17 protein-coding genes and 1 tRNA gene are annotated in these 16,502 nt (G+C 73.2%); 11 read left to right on the top strand and 7 right to left on the bottom strand.

Going from position 1 to position 16,502, the window contains the following annotated elements; genetic code table 11:
* The first annotated feature begins 138 nt into the window (after positions 1-138).
* Positions 139-1,146, top strand: a complete 1,008-nt coding sequence (locus U8331_RS01205; protein WP_481131817.1) for a pyridoxal-phosphate dependent enzyme — start codon at positions 139-141, stop codon at positions 1,144-1,146.
* 13 nt (positions 1,147-1,159) lie between these two features.
* Positions 1,160-1,585 (top strand): ketosteroid isomerase-related protein, encoded by a 426-nt coding sequence (locus U8331_RS01200; protein WP_481131816.1) that lies wholly within the window; start codon positions 1,160-1,162, stop codon positions 1,583-1,585.
* A 180-nt stretch (positions 1,586-1,765) separates the two neighbouring features.
* Here the strand turns inward: U8331_RS01200 and U8331_RS01195 are convergent, their stop codons facing one another.
* The 6 genes from U8331_RS01195 to bioB form a co-directional block, all read right to left on the bottom strand.
* Complete coding sequence (locus U8331_RS01195) at positions 1,766-2,419, bottom strand: hypothetical protein (protein ID WP_481131815.1); 654 nt, start codon at positions 2,417-2,419, stop codon at positions 1,766-1,768.
* Positions 2,420-2,513: 94 nt separating this feature from the next.
* Positions 2,514-3,524 (bottom strand): multidrug resistance efflux transporter family protein, encoded by a 1,011-nt coding sequence (locus U8331_RS01190; RefSeq protein WP_481131814.1) that lies wholly within the window; start codon positions 3,522-3,524, stop codon positions 2,514-2,516.
* A gap of 13 nt (positions 3,525-3,537) precedes the next feature.
* A complete protein-coding gene (gene bioC, locus U8331_RS01185) occupies positions 3,538-4,479 on the bottom strand; it encodes a malonyl-ACP O-methyltransferase BioC (RefSeq protein WP_481131813.1) in 942 nt (313 codons plus the stop codon).
* On the bottom strand, positions 4,476-5,288 hold the full coding sequence (bioH, locus tag U8331_RS01180) for a pimeloyl-ACP methyl ester esterase BioH (protein ID WP_481131812.1): 813 nt from the start codon (positions 5,286-5,288) through the stop codon (positions 4,476-4,478). The genes bioC and bioH overlap by 4 nt, the downstream gene beginning before the upstream one ends.
* A 42-nt stretch (positions 5,289-5,330) precedes the next feature.
* The gene (gene bioF, locus U8331_RS01175) at positions 5,331-6,548 is read right to left on the bottom strand and encodes an 8-amino-7-oxononanoate synthase (protein ID WP_481131811.1); all 1,218 of its coding nucleotides are present in this window, start codon (positions 6,546-6,548) and stop codon (positions 5,331-5,333) included.
* Positions 6,549-6,551: 3 nt separating this feature from the next.
* Positions 6,552-7,619: a biotin synthase BioB gene (bioB, locus tag U8331_RS01170; protein ID WP_481131810.1), complete on the bottom strand. Its 1,068-nt coding sequence runs from the start codon at positions 7,617-7,619 to the stop codon at positions 6,552-6,554.
* 49 nt (positions 7,620-7,668) lie between these two features.
* Between bioB and U8331_RS01165 the strand changes: the two genes are divergently transcribed.
* Positions 7,669-8,493 carry a double zinc ribbon domain-containing protein gene (locus U8331_RS01165; RefSeq protein WP_481132861.1) on the top strand — a complete coding sequence of 275 codons (825 nt, stop codon included), beginning with the start codon at positions 7,669-7,671 and terminating at the stop codon, positions 8,491-8,493.
* 202 nt (positions 8,494-8,695) lie between these two features.
* On the opposite strand, the gene ubiA is transcribed toward U8331_RS01165, so the two are convergent.
* On the bottom strand, positions 8,696-9,592 hold the full coding sequence (ubiA, locus tag U8331_RS01160) for a 4-hydroxybenzoate octaprenyltransferase (protein ID WP_481131809.1): 897 nt from the start codon (positions 9,590-9,592) through the stop codon (positions 8,696-8,698).
* A gap of 119 nt (positions 9,593-9,711) precedes the next feature.
* Between ubiA and U8331_RS01155 the strand changes: the two genes are divergently transcribed.
* From U8331_RS01155 to U8331_RS01120, 8 genes are all read left to right on the top strand, one after another.
* Positions 9,712-9,788, top strand: a tRNA-Arg gene (locus U8331_RS01155).
* Positions 9,789-9,809: 21 nt separating this feature from the next.
* Positions 9,810-10,325 (top strand): c-type cytochrome, encoded by a 516-nt coding sequence (locus tag U8331_RS01150; protein ID WP_481131808.1) that lies wholly within the window; start codon positions 9,810-9,812, stop codon positions 10,323-10,325.
* A gap of 115 nt (positions 10,326-10,440) precedes the next feature.
* A complete protein-coding gene (locus tag U8331_RS01145) occupies positions 10,441-12,216 on the top strand; it encodes an ExeM/NucH family extracellular endonuclease (RefSeq protein ID WP_481131807.1) in 1,776 nt (591 codons plus the stop codon).
* A gap of 51 nt (positions 12,217-12,267) precedes the next feature.
* The gene (locus U8331_RS01140; RefSeq protein ID WP_481131806.1) at positions 12,268-12,972 is read left to right on the top strand and encodes an alpha/beta hydrolase; all 705 of its coding nucleotides are present in this window, start codon (positions 12,268-12,270) and stop codon (positions 12,970-12,972) included.
* Positions 12,965-14,062 (top strand): cell division protein ZapE, encoded by a 1,098-nt coding sequence (gene zapE / locus U8331_RS01135; RefSeq protein ID WP_481131805.1) that lies wholly within the window; start codon positions 12,965-12,967, stop codon positions 14,060-14,062. Before U8331_RS01140 ends, zapE begins: the two co-directional genes overlap by 8 nt.
* Positions 14,063-14,141: 79 nt before the next feature.
* A complete protein-coding gene (locus tag U8331_RS01130) occupies positions 14,142-14,645 on the top strand; it encodes a hypothetical protein (RefSeq protein WP_481131804.1) in 504 nt (167 codons plus the stop codon).
* 47 nt (positions 14,646-14,692) lie between these two features.
* Positions 14,693-15,145 carry a DUF421 domain-containing protein gene (locus tag U8331_RS01125; RefSeq protein ID WP_481131803.1) on the top strand — a complete coding sequence of 151 codons (453 nt, stop codon included), beginning with the start codon at positions 14,693-14,695 and terminating at the stop codon, positions 15,143-15,145.
* A 4-nt stretch (positions 15,146-15,149) separates the two neighbouring features.
* Positions 15,150-16,502, top strand: coding sequence for a PQQ-dependent sugar dehydrogenase (locus tag U8331_RS01120; RefSeq protein ID WP_481131802.1), 1,353 nt, complete (start codon positions 15,150-15,152; stop codon positions 16,500-16,502).

Raw genomic sequence — 16,502 nt, 5'->3', positions numbered from 1 at the left:
TCTGGATGCGGCGTGGAACGCAGCGCGCACACCGCGGACGTGTTGGGTGAGCGCGCGAGTTGGGAGCCACGTTACTCCAACGCACCAACAGCCCCGAAGTTGACGCCGGGCGGCAGCGCTTGCGCTAGGCTCCGGCGGATGGACACCCCCGCCGAGCCCGCTTCCGTCCCGCGTCCACCTGCCGCCGCGGTGGCCGACTTCGATGCCGTGCTCGCCGCCGCCGCCCGCATCGCCCCGCATGCGCATGCCACCCCGGTACTGCGCTCGCGCACGCTCGACGCGATGGCCGGGTGCGAGCTGCATTTCAAGGCCGAGCATCTGCAGCGCGCCGGCGCGTTCAAGTTCCGCGGCGCCTGCAACGCGGTGTGGTCGCTCGACGGACCACAGGCCGCCCGCGGGGTGGTCACCCATTCCTCCGGCAACCACGGCGCGGCGCTGGCGCTGGCGGCGCGGACCCGCGGAATCGGCTGCCACGTGGTGGTGCCCGAAGGCGCGGTCGCGGCCAAGCTCGCGGCGATCGCCGGCTACGGGGCCACCCTGCACCACTGCGCGCCGGGCATTTCCGCGCGCGAGGCGATGTGCGAGCAGGTCCGTCGCGCCAGCGGCGCCGAACTCGTGCACCCGTACACCGACCCGCGGGTGATCGCCGGCCAGGGCACCGCAGTGCTGGAACTGCTGTCGTCGCCCGATCCGTTCGACGCGGTGGTGGTGCCGGTCGGCGGCGGCGGGCTGGCGTCGGGCAGTGCGCTTGCGCTCGCCGCGTGTTCGCCGCGGACCGCGCTCTGGCTGGCCGAACCGGCCGGTGCGGCGGAGACCGCGGCCTCGCTGCAGCGCGGCGAGCGGGTCACCGATTTCGTCCCCGACACGGTCTGCGACGGCCTGCGCGGCACCCTCGGCGCACCCAACTTCCACCTGCTGCAGCGCCACGACGCCAGGGCGCTGGTGGTCGGCGACGCCGACACGGTGCGCGCCATGCGGCTGATCTGGCGCCATTGCAAGCAACTGGTCGAGCCGTCATCGGCGATCGCGCTGGCTGCGGTGCTGGCGCAGCCGAAGCGCTTTGCCGGCCAGCGCGTCGGCATCGTGCTGACCGGCGGCAACGTCGACCTCGATGCCCTGCCCGCGCTGTTCGCCATCGCCCGCTGAGCCGGACCCGCCCATGAAGATCGACGGCACCCGCAGCAACGACCGCGCCACCGAGCTGGTGCTGGCCTACTACGCCGCGTTCAACCGCGGCGACTGGGACGGCATGCTCGGCCTGCTCGACGACGCGGTCGAGCACGACCTCAACCAGGGCCCGCGCGAGACCGGGCGCGAAGCGTTCGCGGCCTTCCTCCGGCGCATGGCCACGCATTACCGCGAGCAGTTGCACGACATCGTGGTGATGACCTCGCCCGACGGCGCGCGCGCCGCGGCCGAGTACGTCGTCAATGGCGAGTACCTGGTCGACGACCCCGGCCTGCCGCCGGCGCGCGGCCAGCGCTACCGGCTGCCGGGTGGCGCGTTCTTCGCGATCGCCGACGGGCGGATCACCCGGGTCAGCAACTACTACAACCTGCCGGCGTGGATCTCGCAGGTGGACTAGATCGACGTGGGGGCGCCGTGTCGGGCTTGTGTAGGAGCGACGCAAGTCGCGACCCCCTGACCTCCGGGGCGTCCGCGATCAGCGCGACGTCGCGGTCGCTCGAGTGGTTTACCGCGTCAAACGCCGCGCCGCCGGTTCCCAGTGGGTCGCGACTCACGTCGCTCCTACCTCGTGCCGCCGCTACAACGGCTGCGGGTTCTCTCCGGCGGCGGCGAAGTCGCCGCTGGCCAGTCGCGCCATTCCCTCGACCAGCAACAGCCGGGTGACCGCGGCGCGTTCGGCGAGCGGCTGGCCGTGCAGGCTGTCGAGCAGCATCGACACCGAACGGCAGCGCCCAGCGTGGTCATCGCCCTGCAGGCCGGCGGTGAAGTCGTCGTTGAGCATCGCCGCCCGTACACCCGCCGCGCGCAGGGCCTGGCGGGCCGGCGCCGGGTCGCGGGTGCGCGGTGGATGCTGCATGGCGCCGACGAATACTTCGGCCACGGCGCCGGCGAAGCGCTCGCGGCTGGCGTCGCTCAGCCGCGCGGCGGTGGCGTTGAGGCCCGCCAGGCTGCGGTCGGCGGCGGGGTCGAACAAGCGGCACAGCACCTGCGCGTCGGCCGCGTCGCGACTGCTTGCGTGCACGGCCTGGAACAGGGCGTCGATCGAGCGGTCCGGCGCGCGCGCCAGCAGTTCGGTGCCGTCGGCGACGAGCACGGCCGGGTCGAAACCCCATTGTTCGATCGCCGCGGCGGGCTCGGGCTGCTGCGCCAACGCGGCCGCGGAGGGCGTGCACAGCAGCGCGCAGACGGGCAGCCGGGTGACAAGGGAACGAAGGCGCGGAATCGGCGGCATCGGAGGCGGACGTGGCGGGATGCAGCGACCCTAGTCTCAGGCACCTGAACGCCGCGTCGTTGCGCCGATGCGCCCGACCAATGCCCGCCCCCGGTCAGCCACCGCGCTCGCTGCGCAGCACGCGGGTGGCGCGCGGGTCGCCGGCGGCGCCGCGCGCGGCGATCCAGCTGAAAACCGCGATGCCCGCGACCACCAGCGCCGCGCCCCACAAGGCGCGTCCCTGCGGCCAGCGCTCACCCAGCCACAACACCCCGATCACGGTGGCGAACAGGATCTCGGCCGCCTGCATCGCCTCGGCCGCGGCCAGCGCGGTGGGTTCGTTGCGCACCATCCCGGTGGCCTGGAAGAACAGCACGGTGGCGATGATCCCGGCACCGAGCGCCACCCCCGCCGCGAGCCAGACCTGCCCGGCCGACGGCGCCCCCGCATCGACCGCGGCATACAGCGCCAGCGCGAGCCACGCCGGCTGGCTGGCCAGGGTCAAGCCGAACACCCGCTGGGTCGCATTGAGCGCAGGCCCGCCGGGATGTCGCTCCAGGTGCAGCAGCAGTCCGCGGTTGCCGAGCGGGTAGGCCACCGCGGCCACCGCCACGCAGCCCAGCGCGATCCAGCCGTCGCGGTCCAGCGAACCGCCGCCGACGCCGAACTGCATCAGCAGCACCCCGGCGACCACCACCAGCCCGGCCGCCAGCGCCGGCAGAGGAATCCGGCGCCGCTCGTCGTCGTACAGGAACGGCGCGCACAACATGCCGGCGATCACGGTCAGCTGGAAGGTGCCCGCCACCAGCCACGACGGCCCGCTGGCGGCGGCGTAGCTGAGCCCGCAGTAGAACAGCACGAACCCGACCGCGCTCCAGCCCAGCCACGGCCCCGGATGGGCCCGGATCGCCCGCCACACCGGCGCCACCCCGCCCTGCCAGCGCATCAGCGGCAGCATCAGCGGCAGGGTGATCAGGTAACGCAGCGCCGCCGTCCACGCCCAGTGCCCGCCACCCGTGGCGGCGGCGCGGTTGAGCACGTAGGCGCAGGTGAAGAACAACGCCGCGGCCAGCGCGATCGCCACGGCGAGCAGCGCGGTGCGGCGAGGGTCGATGCCGTGCGTCATCGTCGCCGGGCGGCTAGCGCCGGCGCACCTTGATGTTCGACAGCGGCACGCTGACCTCGTCGACGCCGCCGGTGCGGATCGGCGCGCCCGGTGGCGGCCCCCACGCGTGGGCGTAGATGACCTCCCAGCTGGCCGGGAGCTGGCCGCCCAGCGCCCCGCCGTCGCGCAGGCGCAGCGGCTCGTAGGCCTCGGCGGCGCGGGCGAAGCGGACGCGGCCGGTGAGGCTGCGGCGGCGGGTCGCCATGGCGTTGGTGGCACCGATCGTGCGCAGCTCGCGCATCAGGTGGGCCAGGTCGGGATGGCCGAGGCGGAACTCGTCGCGGTCCAGCACCGGGTCCTTGAAACCGGCGGCGACGAGGGCGTCGCCGAACTGGCCGATCGCCGGGAACAGGCTCACGTGCGGTGCCTCGTCGGCGGCGGCGAAGGCCTCGCGCAGCTCCCACAGCGTGTCCGGCCCGAAGGTGGATACCAGCAGCAGCCCGCCCGGCTTGAGCACCCGGCGGAAGCCGGCGAACACCGCCGGCAGGTCTTCGACCCACTGCAGGCACAGGTTGGAGAACAGCACGTCGACGCTGGCGTCGCGCAGCGGCAGCGCGCGGGCGTCGGCGCAGACCGGCAACGGGCGCCGGGTGAACGGGTTGAGCCGGCCCGCCAGTCCAGCCGCTTCGGCGGCGTTGCGGCGGGCCTCGGCCAGCATCCCGGGGGCGAGGTCGAGCGCGAGCACCTGCGCCTTCGGCCAGCGCTTCTGCATGGCGGCGGCGGCGTGGCCGGGGCCGCAGCCGAGGTCGACCACCACCTCCGGCGGCGCGCGGCCGAGCGCGGGATCGTCGAGGTAGTCGAGCTGCTCCATCAGCCGCGAGGCCACTTCGCGCTGCAGCGCCGCGGCGGAGTCGTAACCGTGGGCGGCGCGCGAGAACGCGCGACGGACCTGGCGGTGGTCGAACAGGCCGCTCATGACCGCCTTACCGCCGGCCGCGCCCCGCCCACGTCGTTGGCGGCGAGCGACTGCATGAAGCCGTCGATCTCGGCGGCGACCCGGTCGGCGGCGCCGAGGAACGGCGCATGGCCGGCGCCGTCGATCACCACGCTGCGTGCGCCGGGCGCGAGGGCCGCGGCCGCCGGCATCGCACCGGACGGCACCAGCCGGTCGCGGCGGCCGGACAGCCACAGGCTCGGTACCCGCAGCCGTGGCAGCTCGGCGCGCAGGTCGACCGAATCCAGCAGCGCCAGACCTTCCTGCAGCGCGCGCGGCGCCGGCTCGCCGCGCTCGAACGCCTGCGCGCGCAGCCGCCGCAACTCGTCCTGCGCACTGGCCGAACCGAGCGACTCCAGCGCGAGGAAGCCCTCCAGCGTGCCGCGGAAATCGCGTTCCAGCGCGTCACCGAAGTTGCCGAACAGACTGGTGCTGACACCGTGCGGCCAGCCGTCGGTGTCGTCGCGCACGAACCGCGGCGAGGACGCGACCATCACCAGCCCGCGCATCCGGTCGGGATGGTCGAGCGCGGCGCGCAGGGCGACCTGGCCGCCGAGCGACCAGCCCAGCCAGGCCGCGTCGGGAACGCGCTCGACCAGCGCCGCGGCCAGTGCGGCGGGCTCCAGCGGCGCGGCGTCGTCGCGCGCATGGCCGTGCCCGGGCAGGTCGACCAGGTGCAGGGTGTAGCGCCCGGCCAGCCGCTCGACCAGCGGTGCGAACAACCCGCCATGCATGGCCCAGCCGTGGATCAACGCCAGCGCGGGGCCGCGCCCGTGCGTCTCGATGAACATCGGTTCGTTCCAGTGTCTGTCAGTGGTGGGGCGTGCGCCGGCTCATGCCGGCCAGCCCTGGATCGAGGCGACCCGCGCCTCCGCCTCGGCGCGGTCGCGCGCGACCACCAGGGCCTGCACGAGGCCGTCGATATCGGCCGGCCCGTGCAGCGCGGACAGCGTGATCCGCAGCCGCGCCCGGCCCTCGGGCACGGTCGGCGGGCGGATCGCGGCGACCCAGTAGCCGTCCTTTTCCAGCGACGCCGACATCGACAGCGCACGTGCGTCGTCGCCGACCAGCACCGGCTGGATCGGCGTGTCCGAAGGCAGCAGCACCAGGCCGGCCGCCTTGGCCCTGGCGCGCAGCCGCACCGCCAGTTCGCCCAGCTTCTCCCGGCGCCAGCGCTCGGTGCGGGCCAGCTTGACCGCCGCCAGCGACGCCGCGGCCTGCGCCGGCGGCAACGCGGTGGTGTAGATGTACGGCCGCGCGGTCTCGGCCAGGTGCTCGACCAGCGCGGCGTCGCCGACCACGGCGGCGCCGTAGCCGCCGAGCGCCTTGCCCAGCGTCGCCAGTTGCAGCGGCACCTGCTCGACCCCGAGCCGCGCCGCGGCCACGCTGCCGCGGCCGTCGGGCCCGACCACGCCGATGCCGTGGGCGTCGTCGACGTACAGCAGGGCGTGCTGCGCGCGGGCGACGATCGCCAGCTCGCGCAGCGGAGCGAGGTCGCCGTCCATGCTGAACACGCCATCCGTGGCCAGCATCGCAACGCCCTCGGGCAGGCTGCGCAGCTGCCGGATCGCGCCTTCGGGGTCGTTGTGCGGGTAGCGCCGCAGGCGGCAGCCGGCCAGCCGCGCGGCGTCGATCAGGCTGGCGTGGTTGAGCCGGTCCTGCACGCAGACATCGCCGTCGCCGAGCAGCGCCTGGATCACCGCGAGGTTGGCGAGGAAGCCGCTGCCCAGCAGCAGCGCGCGCGGCGCGCCGAGCCAGTCGGCCAGTTCCTTTTCGAGGGCGTCGTGGACCTGGTGGTGGCCGCAGACCAGGTGCGAACCGACCCCGCCCGCACCTTCGCGCGAGGCGGTGTCCTGCAGCGCGCCGACCACCGCATAGTGCTGCGACAGGCCAAGGTAATCGTTGCCGCAGAAGTTCAGCAGGCGGCGGCCGTCGAGCTCGACGTGGGCTCCGTCGCGATGGGTGGCCACCCGGCGCACGCGACGGCGCGAGGCGGCCACGCGCGCGTCGCGGGCGGCGTCGATCCGCTCACGCCAGGACGGGCGCGCCACGGCTCAGGCCGCGCAGGTCGGGCGGGCGGCGTCCGTGCCGGTGGCGTGGCTGTCGGGTTCGATGATGTCGGCGTGCACGGTGCCCCCCGGAGTGTCCGCTGTCTCGACGACCTGCATCGGGCGCAGGCCGAGTCGCTCGAACAATGCCAGATCGCGCTCGGTGTCGGGGTTGCCGGTGGTCAACAATTTTTCGCCGTAGAAGATCGAGTTGGCGCCGGCGAGGAAGCACAGCGCCTGCAGCTCGTCGCTCATCTGCTCGCGGCCCGCCGACAGCCGCACCATCGAACGCGGCATCAGCAGGCGGGCGACGGCAATGGTGCGGACGAACTCGAACGGGTCCAGCTCGGCGGTGCCGGCCAGCGGCGTGCCCTCGACCTGCACCAGCCGGTTGATCGGCACCGAGTCCGGATGCGCGGGCAGGTTGGCCAGGGTCTGCAGCAGGCCGGCGCGCTGCTCGCGCGACTCGCCCATGCCGACGATACCGCCGCAGCAGGTCTTCATGCCGGCGTCGCGCACGTGGCCGAGGGTGTCGAGCCGGTCCTGGAACTCGCGGGTGTGGATGATCTCGTTGTAGAACTCGGGCGCGGTGTCGAGGTTGTGGTTGTAGTAGTCGAGGCCGGCGTCCTTCAGCGACCTGGCCTGCTCGCCGCTGAGCATGCCGAGGGTGGCGCAGGTCTCCAGCCCGAGCGCCTTCACCCCGGCGATCATCTCGGCCACCTTCGGGATGTCGCGGTCCTTCGGCGAGCGCCACGCCGCGCCCATGCAGAAGCGGCTGGCACCGGCCGCCTTGGCCGCGCGGGCGCGCTCGAGCACGGCGTCGGTCGACATCAGCTTCTGCGCCTCGACCCCGGTGTGGTAGCGCTGCGCCTGCGGGCAGTACGCGCAGTCTTCCGGGCAGCCGCCGGTCTTCACCGACAGCAGCGTGCTGACCTGCACCTCGGCCGGGTCGAAATGGTCGCGGTGCACGCTGGCGGCGCGGTGCAGCAGTTCCGGGAACGGCAGGTCGAACAGCGCGCGGACCTCCCCCCTCGACCAGTCGTGGCGGAGGCGGGTTTCGCTGACAGCAACCATGGGGGATTTCCGACAGACGCGCGCGGGGCGGGAGCGCAGTCTGGAAATCATGGCCGGCACTGTCAACCTGCACATCCCCGAACAGGTTGACAGTCGCCGCGCCATGCTCGGGCGCTGGTTGTGGCCGCCACGCTGCCTGCTGTGCGGGGCGCGCGGCGCCGGGCGCGACCTCTGCGCGGCCTGCGCGGCCGCCCTGCCGTGGCTGGGCAACGCCTGCCGCCGCTGCGCGCTGCCGCTGCCGCTGCCGCCCGGCACCGCCGCGCCGGCACCGGGATGCCCGCCGTCTCTGGAGGGCGATCACGACACCCGCGCCGCCCGCGCGGCGAACGACCCGCGGGCGCTCTGCGGTGCCTGTCTCGGCGTCCGCGCGCCGCTGGCCGAAACGCATGCGGCCTGTCTCTACCGCTCGCCGCTGGACCGGTTGCTGCCGCGCTTCAAGTTCCACCGCGACCTCGCCGCGGGCCGGCTGCTCGCCCAGCTGATGATGGACGCCTTCGCGCCGGTCGCCCGTAGCTGGGCGGCGCCGGCCACCCTGCACCCGCTGCCACTGCACCGGCTGCGGCTGCGCCAGCGCGGTTACGACCAGGCGCTGGAGCTGGCCCGGCCGCTGTCGCGCGCACTGGGCCTGCCGCTGCAGTGCGACGTGCTGGTGCGGACGCGCCACACCGCGCCGCAGTCCCGGCTCGACGCCGACCGGCGCCGGCACAACCTGCGCGACGCCTTTGCGGTCCGTCCCGGCATCGGGCTGCCCGCGCACGTGGTGCTGGTCGACGACGTGATGACCACCGGCGCCACCCTGCACGCCGCCGCGACCGCACTGCGTCGCGCCGGGGTGGAGCGGGTCGATGCGTGGGTATGCGCGCGGGTGCCGTGAGCTCAACTGTCTTCCGCTGCACACATGTAGGAGCGACGTGAGTCGCGACTCACTGACCACCGCCTCCGGCGCGATCATCGCGGCGTTTGATCGCCCGATCACGGTTCTGCGTTGACCCACCTGACCCGGTGGTCAGTGGGTCGCGACTCACGTCGCTCCTACCCGTGCCGGGAAATCAGGCGACCTGCACCAGGGCGCTCGTTCACCGCAACGTGTAGTCCACCGCGATCCCGCCGAACACCGCCAGCCCCACCCAGTGGTTGTGCAGGAATGCGCGGAAGCAGACGTCGCGCTCGCGGCGGCGGGTGATCCGGAATTCCCACAGCACCAGCGCCAGCGCCACGCCCCAGCCGGTCCAGTAGGCGCCACCGAGTCCGGCGCGCTGCCCGACCAGCGCCAGCGCCGCGAACACCAGCGCGTACAGCACGCCCTGTGCGACCAGGTCCAGCTCGCCGAACAGGATCGCCGTCGACTTGCTGCCGACCTTGAGGTCGTCCTCGCGGTCGACCATCGCGTACCAGGTGTCGTACGCGGTCGACCACAGGATGTTGGCGACGTACAACAGCCACGCCAGCGCCGGCACCTCGCCGGTGACCGCGGCGAACGCCATCGGAATGCCCCAGCCGAACGCCATGCCCAGGTAGACCTGCGGCAGGTAGGTGTAGCGCTTGAGGTAGGGATAGCTGGCCGCCAGCACCACGCCGACGAAGCTGAGGTACACGGTCAGCCGGTTGAGCGTCAGCACCAGCGCGAACGCCGCCAGCATCAGCACCGCGAACAGCGCCAGCGCCTCGCGGCCACGCACCGCGCCGGTCGCCAGCGGCCGCGCGCGGGTGCGCTCGACATGCGGGTCGAGCCAGCGGTCGGCATAGTCGTTGATCACGCAGCCGGCCGAGCGGGTCAGCCAGACCCCGGCGGTGAACACGAACCAGGTCCACAGCGGCGGCACGCCTTCGGCCGCCAGCCACAGGCCCCACCAGGTCGGCCACAGCAGCAGCAGCCAGCCGATCGGGCGGTCGTTGCGGGTCAGTTTCCAGTACAGCGCCAGCCGCGCACGCCAGGCGGGCACGCCCGGCGCCGGGGAAGTGGGGTCGTCCATGCGGGAAGGTTAACGGAGCCGACCGCGTGGGTCGTCGCGCGAGGGCCAGACACGGGCGCGCTTTGCCGCTAGAATGCCCTGCTCGCGTGTCCGGCCCGCCGGTCCCGCGTCCTAGCCAGGCGCCCGTAGCTCAGCCGGATAGAGTAGTGGCTTCCGAAGCCATTGGTCGGGGGTTCGAATCCCTCCGGGCGCGCCAACCTTTTTTGTCTGGTGGATCGTGCGCAACTACGACCTCGAGTTCCTCAAGAGATTCTCCCTGGTGATCGGGTTCCTGATCCTGTTCACCTTCGGCCTGATGATCGTCGCGTACTTCGTGCACAAGTCGCTGCCGCATGACGTGCCGGAAGCCGTCACCCGGCGTACCGAGGCGCGCATCACGCCGGTCGGCGCGGTCTATGCCGGCAGCACCGGCGCCGCCGCGCAGGCCGCGGCGACCGCCGCCGCCGCCGCGGCCGCCGCGTCCCAGGTCGCCTACGGCGGCACCATGGACGGCTCGGTGATCTTCAACAACCTGTGCACCGGCTGCCACACCTCCGGCGCCGGCGGCGCACCGACCATGACCTCGGCCGACTGGGCCAGCCGCATCCCGAAGGGCGTCGACGTGCTGCACCAGCACGCGATCGAAGGCTTCACCGGCAACACCGGCGTGATGCCGCCGAAGGGCGGCAACCCCGCCCTGACCGACGAGCAGGTCATCGCCACCGTCGACTGGATGCTGGCCAACCTGCAGTAACGGCCACGCCGCTGGACCCCAACGCCGCCTCCGGGCGGCGTTGTCGTTTCCGGACCCGGCGCTCCGGCCCGGCCGGCCGATAATCCCCACCTCCCACCAGCGGTCCTTGCCTGCCATGCCTGTCCACTCCGGCCTCACCCGCACGCTCACGCTGTCGCTGCTGCTCGGCGCCGCCGGCTGCACCACGCCGCCGGCGCCATCCGGTGACCTGCTGCGGATCGGTACGGTTCAGGGCGCTGCGGACAGCAGTCCGCTGATGGGCCGCACGGTGGCGGTGGAGGGCACGGTGGTGGCCGATTTCGACGGCAGCCGCGGCAGCGACGGCGACCTGGGTGGCTGGTTCGTGCAGGACGCCGGCGACGGCGACCCCGCCACGTCCGACGCGTTGCTGGTGCTGCCCGCCACCGCCGCGCCCGACCTCGTCCGCGGCGACGCGGTGCGGGTGCGCGGCGAGGTGGTCGAAGTCGCCCGCGGCGATGACGGACGAACCACCGCGCTGCGCCCGGTCGAGCTCCTGCGATTGGCGCCGGCCGCGATGCCCGAGGCGGTGGTGCTCGATGCCGCCCCGACCGACTGGGAGCGCCTAGAGGCCATGCGGGTCCGGATCGACGGCCCGCTGCAACTGATCGGCCAACGCGACGCCGGCCGCCTCGGCGCGATCGAGGCGGTGTTCGGTGCGCGGCCCTGGCAGCCGACCGAGCGCGCCGCGCCCGACAGCGATGCCGCCCGCGCGATCGCCGCCGACAACACGCGCCGCCGCCTGCGCCTGGATGACGGCCATCTGGAAGCCGCGCCCGCCCCGCGCCTGCCGGCAGGGCTAGCGGCCGCCCGCCTCGGCAGCCGCCTGACCGGGGTGGAGGGCGTGATCGAGTCGCGCGACGGCGCCACGGTCCTGCAGTTGCTCTCGACCCCGCAGCTCGAACCCGCGGCCGCGCCGCCCGCGCCCCGGGTCGCCGGCGACCTCCGGGTGGCCGCACTCAACCTCGAGAACCTGTTCAACGGCGACGGCCACGGCGGCGGCTTCCCGACCGAGCGTGGCGCACGATCGCCGCACGAGTACCGCCGCCAGCTGGGAAAGCACGTCGCCACCCTGCGCGGACTCGACGCCGACATCGTCGCCCTGATGGAACTGGAGAACGACGGCTACGGACCGCGGTCGAGCCTCGCCACGCTGGTCGCGGCGCTGAATGCCGGCGGTGGCGACTGGCGCTTCGTCGACGCCGGCCGGGGCCCCGGCGACGACGCCATCCGGGTCGGGGTGATCTACCGCGGCGACCGGGTCCGCACCGAGGGCGCGCCGGCCACGCTGGACGAAGGGCCGTTCGGCGCCAGCAGCCGGGTGCCGCTGGCGCAGGCCTTCGTCCCGGTCGACCGCACCGGCGGGGACGACGGCACCGCGCTGGTCGTGGTCGCCAACCATTTCAAGTCCAAGGGCTGTGGCGGCGCCGAAGGAGCCAACGCCGACCACGGCGACGGCGCCGGCTGCTGGGATGCGCTGCGCACCGACTCGGCGCGCCGGCTGGACGCCTGGCTGGCCGCCGACCCGACCGGTTCCGGCACGGCGCTGGCGCTGGTCGTCGGCGACCTCAACAGCTACGCCGCCGAGGCGCCGGTGCGCGCCCTGCTGGATGCCGGCTGGTACGACGCGTTTGCGGTCGCCGGTGTCGAAGCGCCGTACAGCTACGTCTACGACGGGCTGCTCGGCCGGCTCGACCACGCCCTGCTGAGCCCGGCGCTGGCGGCCCGCATGCGCGGCGCCGCCGAATGGCACAGCAATGCCGATGCTCCGTACGGCGCCGGCTACCGCGGTGCGGATCCGGCCGCCGCGCCCACGCCGTGGCGCAGCGCCGACCACGACCCGCTGCTGCTCGGCTTCGACCTGCGTGACTGAGGCGCGCGCTCGCCTAAACACCCTGTTAACCGCCCGCCGTATCATGGCCGGATGAGCGATCCCACCTTTCCCAAGGACGCCGAGTTCCTCGGCGGCAAGCCCGCGCCCGTCACCCTGGCCGGCCCGGCCGGCGCGATCGAGGCCATCGTCGAGGCGGCCGAGCCCAACGTGCCGGCGCGCCCGCTGGTCGCGGTGATCTGCCATCCGCTGCCGACCGAAGGCGGGACGATGCACAACAAGGTCGTGACCATGACCGCGCGTGCGTTCCACCAGTCCGGCGCCAGCACGGTGCGCTTCAACTTCCGCGGCGTCGGTGCGTCGGACGGGAGCTTCGACGAGGGCCGCGGCGAGGCCGACGACCTGCGCGCGGTCGTTGCCTGGGTGCGCCGCCAGCGCCCGGACGCGCACGTCTGGCTGGCCGGCTTCAGCTTCGGCTCCTACGTGGCCTACCAGGTGGCGGCCGAACTCAAGCCCGGCATGCTGGTGATGATCGCGCCGCCGGCGGGCCGCGGTTATGGCTTCGACCAGGTCACGCCGTTCGACGGCCCGTGGCTGGTGGTGCAGGGCGAAGCCGACGAAGTGGTCGACCCCAACGACGTCTACGCCTGGGTCGAGGGCCTCGAGCAGCCCCCGGAGCTGGTCCGCATCCCCGACACCAGCCATTTCTTCCACCGCCGGCTGGTCGACCTGCGCGGCGCGGTCAAGAACGGCATCAAGCCGTACCTCCCGGCGGCGACCACCACGCCCGATGACTGACGCCGACGCCGCGCGGCCCAGCGCGCGCTACGCCGCCGGTGTCGCCCGCGGCGACTGGAACGACGACCCGGCCCAGCACCCCGCACTGGCCGAACTCGACCGCCTGCACGCGGCCCTGGTCGACCCGCCGCGACAGGGCCTGTTCGACCGCCTGCGCGGCATTCCGGCACCGGCACCCGATGGCCTGTACCTGTGGGGCGGGGTCGGCCGCGGCAAGACCTTCCTGATCGACCTGTTCTACGACGGCCTGCCGATCGCGCAGAAGCGCCGCACCCATTTCCACCGCTTCATGCGCGAGGTCCACGCCCGGCTGCGCGCCCATTCCGGCGAATCCGACCCGCTGCGCGCGATCGCCCGGCAATGGCGCCACGACCTGCGCGTGCTGGTGCTCGACGAGTTCTTCGTCACCGACATCGGCGACGCCATGCTGCTCGGCCGCCTGCTCGAACGCCTGTTCGCCGAAGGCGTGGCGCTGGTCACCAGTTCCAACATCGAGCCCGCCGGCCTGTTCAAGGACGGCCTGCAGCGCGACCGCTTCCTGCCGGCGATCGCACTGGTCGAGAAGCACTGCCACGTGCTCCACCTCGACAGCGTGCATGACTACCGCCTGCGCGCCCTGACCCGCTCGCCGGTCTACCACGCCCCGCTCGACGCCGACGCCGACCAGTGGCTGCGCGCGCGCTGGGACGAGCTGACCGCCGGCGCCCCGGGCGAGGACGGCCCGCTGGTGATCGACGAACGCCCGATCCCGGTGCGCGGCCTCGCCGAGGGCCACGCCTGGTTCGACTTCGCGGCGCTGTGCGAGGGCCCGCGCGCGGCCAGCGACTACATCGAGATCGCGACCGAGTACCACACCGTGCTGGTCGGCGGCATTCCGCGCTTCGACGGCCACAACGACGACCCCGCGCGCCGCTTCGTGCACCTGATCGACGAGCTCTACGACCGCCACGTCAACCTGGTCTGCACCGCCGCCGCCGCACCGCCCGGCCTGTACACCGGGCAGAAGCTGGTCGGCGCGTTCGAACGCACCGCTTCGCGCCTGATCGAAATGCAGTCGGCCGAGTACCTGGCGCTCGAGCACCGCGGCTGACCGCCGGCACCGCGTCCCACACGCGGCCTCTACACCGCCAAACCGATAGTCCGGTGCAACTTTCCACCGGACCCGGTATGTGAAGCCGGTCAAGAGCTCCACCCTTCAGCTCGACGAGCACCTGGCCTTCCAGCAGAAGATGTTCGCCGTGCGCTGCATTGGCATGCTGCTGCTGGCCGCCTGCGTGCTGGCCGCACTGGCGGGGCTGTTCGGCGGCAGCGGCCCGTTCGCCCAGGGCCACGAGGCCAGCGGCCCCGCCGAGGTGCGCTATCCGCGCTTCACCCGCTACCAGATGCCCGTCCGCTTCGAGTTCGAAGTCGACACCGCCGCGATCGGCGGCGACACCTTCGACGTGGTGTTCGAAGGCGACCACGCGCGCGGATTCTCGTTCGAGGAGGTCCTGCCGGAACCCGATGCGGTGGCGGTCGCCGACGACCGGGTCCGCTACACCTTCAAGGCCGAGCCGGGCGTGCGCCAGCTGGTCATCGTGCAGGGCCAGCCCGAACGCATGGGCCGCCTGTCGGGCACCGCGGCGGTCGCCGGCGGCGCGCCGATGCGGATCGACAGCTTCGTCTACCCCTGACGGTTGCGCCGGCAACCGCCGCGTCACCCACTTACCGGGAGCAAGCCATGGAAACCGTACTGCGCGCGGCCGCGATCTACCTGATCCTGCTGCTCGTGTTCCGCATCAGCGGCAAGCGCGCCTTGGCCGAGATGAACGCCTTCGACCTGGTGCTGCTGCTGATCATCGGCGAATCGGTGTCGCAGGGACTGATGGGCGACGATTTTTCGGTCACCACCGCGGTGATCCTGGTGGTGACGCTGGTGGTGATGGAGCTGGGCTTCGCCTTCATCAAGCAGAAGTCGCGCGCCGCCGAGCGCTGGCTCGACGACGTGCCGCTGGTCGTGGTCGAGGACGGCAAGCCGCTGAAGGACCGGATGGACCGCGCGCGGGTGGACGAGGAGGACGTGCTGGAGGCCGCCCGCGGCACGCACGGGCTGGAGAACATGCAGCAGATCAAGTACGCGGTGCTGGAGCGCGGCGGCTCGATCTCGGTGATCCCGAAGTCCGGGGCGGCGTAGCGACATGGCACCGGTCGGCACCGCGGGCGGCAGTGGCCGGTCGGTCCGAAGCGGTCGCGGGCGGTGGCTGGCCCTTTCGCTCGCCGTTCTCGCCGCGGCGGGGTGCGAGACCGCCGACGTCGCGTTCCGGCAGGGGGTCGGCCCGGATCCCGTGCTGCCGCCGCCCGAACGCGGCCTCGTGCCGACGGTCGACATCGCACCCGCCGAGGGATGGCCGGCGGGCGATGCCCCCGACCCCGCCGCGGGTCTGGCGGTCAACGCGTTCGCTACCGGGCTGGACCATCCGCGCTGGCTTCACGTGCTGCCCAACGGCGACGTGCTGGTGGCCGAGACCAACGCGCCGCCGAAGAAGGAAGCCGGCGGCCTCAAGACGTGGCTGATGAAACTGGTGATGAAGCGCGCCGGCGCCGGGGTGCCCAGCGCCGACCGCATCAGCCTCCTGCGTGACGCCGACCGCGACGGCACCGCCGAGCAGCGCCACGTCCTGCTGGAGGGCCTGCATTCGCCCTTCGGCATGGCGCTGGTCGGCGACACTCTGTATGTCGCCAACGCCGACGCGGTGGTGGCATTTCCGTATCGCGACGGGCAGACCCGGATCGACGCCGCGCCACGCGCGGTGGTCGCGCTGCCGGGCGGACCGATCAACCACCACTGGACCAAGAGCCTGCTCGCCGGCGTCGATGGCCGCCGGCTGTATGTCGGCGTCGGCAGCAACAGCAACGCCGGCGAGCGCGGCATGGCGCACGAGGTCGACCGCGCGGCGATCCTCGAGGTCGATCCTGCCGTCGGGCGCTACACCGTGTTCGCCACCGGCCTGCGCAACCCGGTGGGGCTCGACTGGCAGCCGGCCAGCGGCGCGTTGTGGGTCGCGGTCAACGAGCGCGACGAACTCGGCAGCGACCTGGTGCCCGACTACCTGACTTCGGTCCGGCGCGGCGCCTTCTACGGCTGGCCGTACAGCTACTGGGGCGGGCACGTCGACGCGAGGGTGCAGCCGCCGCGGCCTGGGCGGGTCGCCCGCGCCATCGAACCCGATTACGCGCTCGGCAACCACGTCGCCCCGCTGGGGCTGGCGTTCTACGACGGTGCGCTGATGCCGCGCCTGCGCGGCGGCGCGGTGGTCGGGCTGCACGGCTCGTGGAACCGCCGCCCGCCCAGCGGCTACAAGGTGGTGTGGGTGCCGTTCGACGACGGTGGCCGCCCCGACGGCATGCCGGTGGACCTGCTGACCGGCTTCGTCGACGAAGGCGGCAACGCCCACGGGCGGCCGGTCGGCATCGAAATTGCCGCCGACGGCGCCATCCTGGTCGCCGACGATGTCGGCAACACCGTCTGGAGATTGGCGCCGGCGCGCTAG

This window comes from Lysobacter sp. CC-YZS074, assembly GCF_056739745.1.
This window is presented reverse-complemented; position numbering and strand designations above follow the sequence as displayed.